2 protein-coding genes are annotated in these 6547 nt (G+C 65.7%); both read left to right on the forward strand.

The window, feature by feature from the left end; translation table 11 throughout:
* Positions 1 to 132 precede the first annotated feature (132 nt).
* Positions 133 to 1278: a DUF1419 domain-containing protein gene (locus AC1RT6_RS18460; RefSeq protein WP_472791944.1), complete on the forward strand. Its 1146-nt coding sequence runs from the start codon at positions 133 to 135 to the stop codon at positions 1276 to 1278.
* A 157-nt stretch (positions 1279 to 1435) separates the two neighbouring features.
* Entirely contained in the window at positions 1436 to 6469 is a 5034-nt protein-coding gene (locus tag AC1RT6_RS18465) for a helicase-like domain-containing protein (RefSeq protein ID WP_493029575.1), read from the forward strand.
* Positions 6470 to 6547 lie beyond the last annotated feature (78 nt).

Below are 6547 nucleotides of genomic sequence, written 5' to 3' on the forward strand. Positions count from 1 at the left end.
CCGCGTGCCGCGGCCCCTGACCCGCCGGACCGGAGAGGCGGCCGCCGGGAAGGTGTGATGAAGGACTGAAGTGATGAGGTGCTCGAGTGGATCGCCCGCGCTTCCGTCCAACCAGGCCGAGAGGAGCCGCCGATGCACACCCAGCCCACCATCCGTAAAGTCTTCGAAGGCGTCGCGACGCGCCATGAGATGTACCGCATGTTCAACCGACATCGCGGCGAGCCCGCCTATTTCGCAGGCGAGGCCTCGCACTTGTTTGCTGGCGAGTGGTTCGAGATTGCCGAGCGCGAGCACGATTATATGCTCGAACTCCTGCCGCCGCTGTGGATGCGTGCCGAGATGTTCGCGTTGCGCGAATTCATGACGGACGATGTCACCAGCATCTTTTTCTCGTTGTTCATCGATGGCCGCAAGCGCTTCTTCCACGGTTATTGCGACCTCTCGGAGAAGGGTTCGGCCGAGCGTATGAGGGATGCGATTATCGCACGTGAATCGCGGCCGAAGAAAACGATGACGCGCGAAGAGCGCATCGATCATATCTGGTCGAGCACGCTTGAGGACTATCGCGGCTACGCCGGTGAGCGCTGGGGCGAGCATTTGCGCGGCCAGCGCGGGCCGGTGCTGAAGCTCCTCGACCAGCTTACCGACGCGGAGATTCTGGCCCAGCTGCCCGTGCATCTGCGCTACCCCCCGACGCAATCGCGGCGTGAGGAGGATGTCATGACAGACTATCACTTCCCCCCGGTCGTGCAGCCTAGTATCCCGGCAGCGGACATGACGCCGCTGGAGCGGCTGGTCCTCGGCCTCGCTTTCGACGCCGAGGGCGAGAACGAGGGCATCTACTTTCATTCATGGTGCGGCCCGAGCGACATCGTCACTTTGTCGGTCGACGATCTGCGTGCGGCGCTCGAGGCCTCGCGTGAATACAGTGAAAGCGGCATCGTCAAGCATGTGTCGGCGCTGCTGGCGCGACACGACGCCGAAGCCGGCGACGACCCGCCTGATGACATCGGCGTCGACCTCACCGACTCTGATGCCGGGTTCGACCGGATGTTTCAGGACATCGTGCGCCGGTCGGCCACGATCGACGAAATCGTTGTCACGACGTCGTTTACCTGCACGAAGATGCGGCCCGATGGCTTCGGCGGGAGCGTGATGCTCGTCACCGACAAGGCCATCCGCTACCGCTCCACGGCCAACGTGCTCGAGGAGTTTTGGAACGAAACAGCGAAGGAATCATCCGCTTCGCAGCCTTCTTCGTCTCAAGAGACGTCATAGGCGGCAAGACCGCGCGACCTCTGCGACAAGCCCGGCCACGCACCGGGCTTTGCGTTTTCTGCGCCGGACCGTCCGGCTTCTCTTCCCTCACTGCGACTGCCAGAGCCTGCCCGTCGGCGGGACGATGGCGCGCGCCTTCATCACAAGGAGACTTCCAATGGCGCACGACGATCCCTTCACCCTCGACCTCTTCGGCAATACGGCGCTGTCGTCTGGCCTTGGCCTCGGCGTGACCGCTTTCGCGGGCGGCATGTCGGTCGGGCCGGACGATGATGACGATCCCGACCCGTCGACGCCAGCCCCCGCGATTCCCTTCCCGGCGGTCAGCCGTTCGCCGTCGCCCGCGCACCGCGAACGCGGAACGAACTTCCATCTCGCGAAAGACCGCATGCTGGCAAACGGCTGGAAGGATCGCGCGCGCGACAACATCGCTGCAATCCGGCTCGCCGCCGCCATCGAAGCCGATGAGCGCGCGGCGACCGCCGAGGAGCAGGAGCAGTTGATCCGCTTCACCGGCTTCGGCGCCTCCGAGCTCGCAAACTCCGTCTTCCAGAGGCCGGGCGAGACAGAATTCCGCGAGGGCTGGGAAGCGATCGGCGAAGACCTGCAGGACGCCGTCGGCGATCTCGACCACGCCTCGCTGGCGCGCTGCACCCAGTATGCGCACTTCACGCCGGAGTTCATCGTCCGCGCCATCTGGGCAGGCTTGCAGCGCCTCGGCTGGCGCGGCGGCCGCGTGCTCGAGCCCGGCATCGGCACGGGACTGTTTCCGGCGCTGATGCCGGAAGGATTGCGCGAGACGTCTCACCTCACCGGCATCGAGCTCGATCCGGTCACGGCGCGGATCGCGCGCCTGTTGCAGCCGCGGGCGCGGATCGTCACCGGCGACTTCGCCCGCACCGAATTGCCGGCGAGCTTCGACCTCGCCGTCGGCAACCCGCCGTTCTCCGACCGCACCGTGCGATCGGACCGCGCGTATCGGTCGATGGGGCTCCGCCTGCATGACTACTTCATCGCGCGAGCGATCGACCTCTTGAAGCCGGGTGCGCTCGCCGCATTCGTCACGAGCTCTGGCACGATGGACAAGGCGGGCGCGTCGGCGCGCGAGTACGTCGCCGAGTCGGCCGATCTGATCGCGGCGATCCGCCTGCCCGAGGGCAGCTTCCGCGCCAGCGCCGGCACCGACGTCGTCGTCGACCTCTTGTTCTTCCGCAAGCGCAAGATCGGCGATCCGGAAGGCGACCTGTCGTGGCTCGACCTTGATGAGGTGCGTCCTGCGAGTGAGGATGAGGGCGCCATTCGCGTCAATCGATGGTTCGCGCGCCATCCCGATTTTGTGCTCGGCGCCCACGACCTGACCTTCGGGCCGTTCGGCGAGGCTTATACCTGTCTGCCGCATCCAAGCATAGACCTCGGACAGGCGCTGTCCGCGGCGATCTCTCTCTTTCCGGCAGCGATCTACGACGGCGAGCCCGAAACGATTGATCCCGACCTCGATGATGCAGTCGATCGCGGTGACGTCGACCTTCCTCCGGACCGACATGTGCGCGAGGGCAGCTACTACTTCGACAAGGCGCAGGGCCTGATGCAGGTCCTCGACGGGGAGGCCATTGCAGTGAGAGAGCGCAAGGGCCGCAGTGCCGAGGGCATCCCGGAGAAGCACGTCCGCATCATCCGCAAGCTGATCCCGATCCGCGACGCAGTGCGCGAGGTGTTGAAGGCCCAAGAGCTCGACCGGCCGTGGAAGGACGCGCAGGTCAGGCTGCGCATCGCCTGGTCGAGCTTCGTCCGCGACTTCGGGCCGATCAATTTCACGACCGTCTCGATGACGGAGGACGAAGAGACGGGAGAAGTTCGCGAGACGCACCGCCGGCCGAACATCCAGCCCTTCCTCGACGACCCCGACTGCTGGCTCGTCGCCTCGATCGAGGACTACGACCTCGAAACCAACACCGCGAGGCCCGGTCCGCTGTTCACCGAGCGCGTCATCGCGCCGCCGGCGGCGCCGGCGATCACCAACGCGGCGGACGCGCTCGCCGTCGTGCTCAACGAGCGCGGCCACGTCGATGTCGACCACATCGCAGAACTCTTGCATCGTCCCGTGGAAGACGTGATCGCCGAGCTCGGCAGCGCCGTCTTCCGCGACCCGGCGGACGGCTCGTGGCAGTCGGCCGACGCCTACCTGTCCGGCTCCGTCCGCGAGAAACTGAAAGCGGCGGAGGGCGCGGCCGCGCTCGACCCGGGGTATGAGCGCAACGTCGCGGCGCTGCAGGCGGTCCAGCCTGCCGACCTCAAGCCGTCCGATATCACGGCGCGCCTCGGCGCGCCGTGGATTCCGGCCGCCGACGTCGTCGCCTTCGTCAAGGAGACGATGGGCGCCGAGATCAGGATCCACCACATGCCCGAGCTCGCGTCGTGGACCGTCGAGGCGCGCCAGCTCGGCTGGACCGCGGCCGGCACGTCGGAATGGGGCACGGACCGCCGACACGCGGGCGAGCTTCTCGCCGACGCGCTGAACAGCCGGGTGCCGCAGATCTTCGACACCCTCAAGGACAGCGACGGCGAGCGGCGCGTCCTCAACGTCGTCGACACCGAGGCGGCGAAGACGAAGCTCTCGAAGATAAAGGACGCATTCCAGCGCTGGATCTGGTCCGATCCCGATCGCACCGACCGGCTGGCGCGCGTCTACAACGAGCGCTTCAACAACATCGCGCCACGAGCCTTCGACGGCACCCATCTGAAGCTTCCGGGCGCCTCTGGCGCCTTTTCTCTTTATGGGCACCAGAAGCGCGGCATCTGGCGTATCGTGTCGGTCGGCTCGACCTACCTGGCGCACGCCGTCGGCGCCGGCAAAACCATGACGATGGCGGCGGCCGTCATGGAGCAGCGCCGGCTCGGCCTGATAGCCAAGGCGATGCTGGTCGTACCTGGCCATTGTTTGGCGCAGGCCGCACGCGAGTTCCTGGCGCTCTACCCGAACGCACGCATCCTGGTCGCCGACGAAACGAACTTCACCAAGGACAAACGCCATCGCTTCCTGTCGCGCGCGGCGACCGCGACCTGGGACGCGATCATCATCACGCACAGTGCGTTCCGCTTCATCGCCGTGCCGTCCGCGTTCGAGCAGCAGATGATCCAGGATGAGCTGGAGCTCTACGAGACGCTGCTCACCAAAGTGGAGAGCGACGACCGCGTCTCGCGCAAGCGCCTCGAGCGCATGAAGGAGGGCTTGCAGGAACGGCTGGAGTCGCTGTCGACGCGCAAGGACGACCTGCTGACCGTCTCGGAGATCGGCGTCGACCAGATCATCGTCGACGAGGCGCAGGAGTTCAGGAAGCTATCCTTCGCCACCAACATGTCCACTTTGAAGGGCGTCGACCCGAACGGCTCGCAGCGCGCCTGGGACCTCTACGTGAAGTCCCGCTTCGTCGAGACGAAGAACCCAGGGCGCGCGCTCGTGCTCGCCTCGGGCACGCCGATCACCAACACGCTCGGCGAGATGTTCTCGGTGCAGCGCTACCTCGGCTACGCGGCGCTCAGCGAGCGCGGCCTGCACGAGTTCGACGCGTGGGCATCGACCTTCGGCGACGTCTCGACCGAGCTCGAACTGCAGCCCTCCGGCAAGTACAAGCCGGTGACGCGCTTCGCCACCTTCGTCAACGTGCCCGAACTCATCGCCATGTTCCGCTCCTTCGCGGACGTGGTGATGCCGGAAGACCTGCGTCGATACGTCAAGGTGCCGGCGATCTCGACCGGCAAGCGCCAGATCTTCACCGCAAAGCCGTCCGCCGCGTTCAAGCGTTACCAAGCCCTGCTCGGGGAGCGGATCAAGGCGATCGAGGAGCGCGACCGCGCACCGGAGCCCGGCGACGACATCCTCTTGTCGGTCATCACCGACGGGCGGCACGCCGCGATCGACCTTCGCCTCGTCGACCCGGACAACGACAACGAAGCCGAGAACAAGCTGAACCAGCTCGTCGGCAACGCCTTCCGCATCTGGAGCGATACGACCGGGAACACCTATGTCCGCTCCGACGGCGAGCCGTTCGAACTGCCCGGCGCGGCGCAGATGATCTTCTCGGACCTCGGCACCATCAGCGTCGAGAAATCGCGCAGCTTTTCTGCCTATCGCTGGATCCGCGACGAGCTCGTCAGCATGGGCGTGCCCGCTTCGGAAATCGCCTTCATGCAGGACTACAAGAAGTCGGAAGCGAAGCAGCGGCTGTTCGGCGATATGCGCGCCGGCAAGATCCGTTTCCTGATCGGCTCGTCCGACACGATGGGGACCGGCGTGAATGCGCAGTTGCGCCTAAAGGCCTTGCATCACCTCGATGTCCCGTGGCTTCCGTCACAGATCGAACAGCGCGAGGGCCGCATCGTGCGGCAGGGCAACCAGCACGACGAGGTCGATATCTACGCCTACGCCACCGAAGGCAGCCTCGATGCGCAGATGTGGCAGAACAACGAGCGCAAGGCCCGCTTCATCGCCGCAGCACTTTCGGGCGACACCTCGATCCGCCGGCTCGAAGACATGGGCGAGAGCCAGGCCAACCAGTTCGCCATGGCCAAGGCGATTGCATCGGGCGATCCACGTCTAATGCAGAAGGCCGGTCTCGAAGCCTACATCGCCCGGCTCGAACGGCTGCGTGCCGCGTACATCGACGATCAGCATGCCGTTCGGCGGCAGATCCGCGATGCCGAGCGTGACATCGAATTCTCGACCCGCCGGATCGCTGAGATCGCCAAGGACATCGCGCGGCGAACCCCAACTTCGGGCGACGCTTTCGCAATGACGGTGATGGGCGAATCCCACGCCGAGCGAAAGCTCGCCGGCCGCGCGCTTCTGAAGGAGATCCTGACGCTGGTGCAGCTCCAGCAGGAGGGCGAGATGGTGATCGCCTCGATCGGCGGCTTCGACGTCGAGTACAGTGGCGAGCGCTTCGGGCGCGACGGCTACCGCTACACCACGATGCTGCAGCGAACCGGTGCGGAATACGAGATCGAGCTTCCGGTGACGGTGACGCCGCTCGGCGCGATCGTCCGCCTCGAGCACGCGCTCGACGACCTCGAGGGCGAGCGTGAGCGCTTCAGCCGGCGGCTAGTGGACGCTCGCAGACGGCTCGCCTCCTACGAGTGTCATTCGGCCTGCAATATTGACCCCCTGAGCCGGGGGATCGGCGTCCAAAATTGACCCCCCGTATTGCCTCAGGAAGGAATGTTACCCGGGATGAAGGTCTAGGGATTGGTCGCCGGATCGACACTGGTGTGG

It is taken from the genome of Nitrobacter sp. MLSD-S21, from assembly GCF_058809865.1.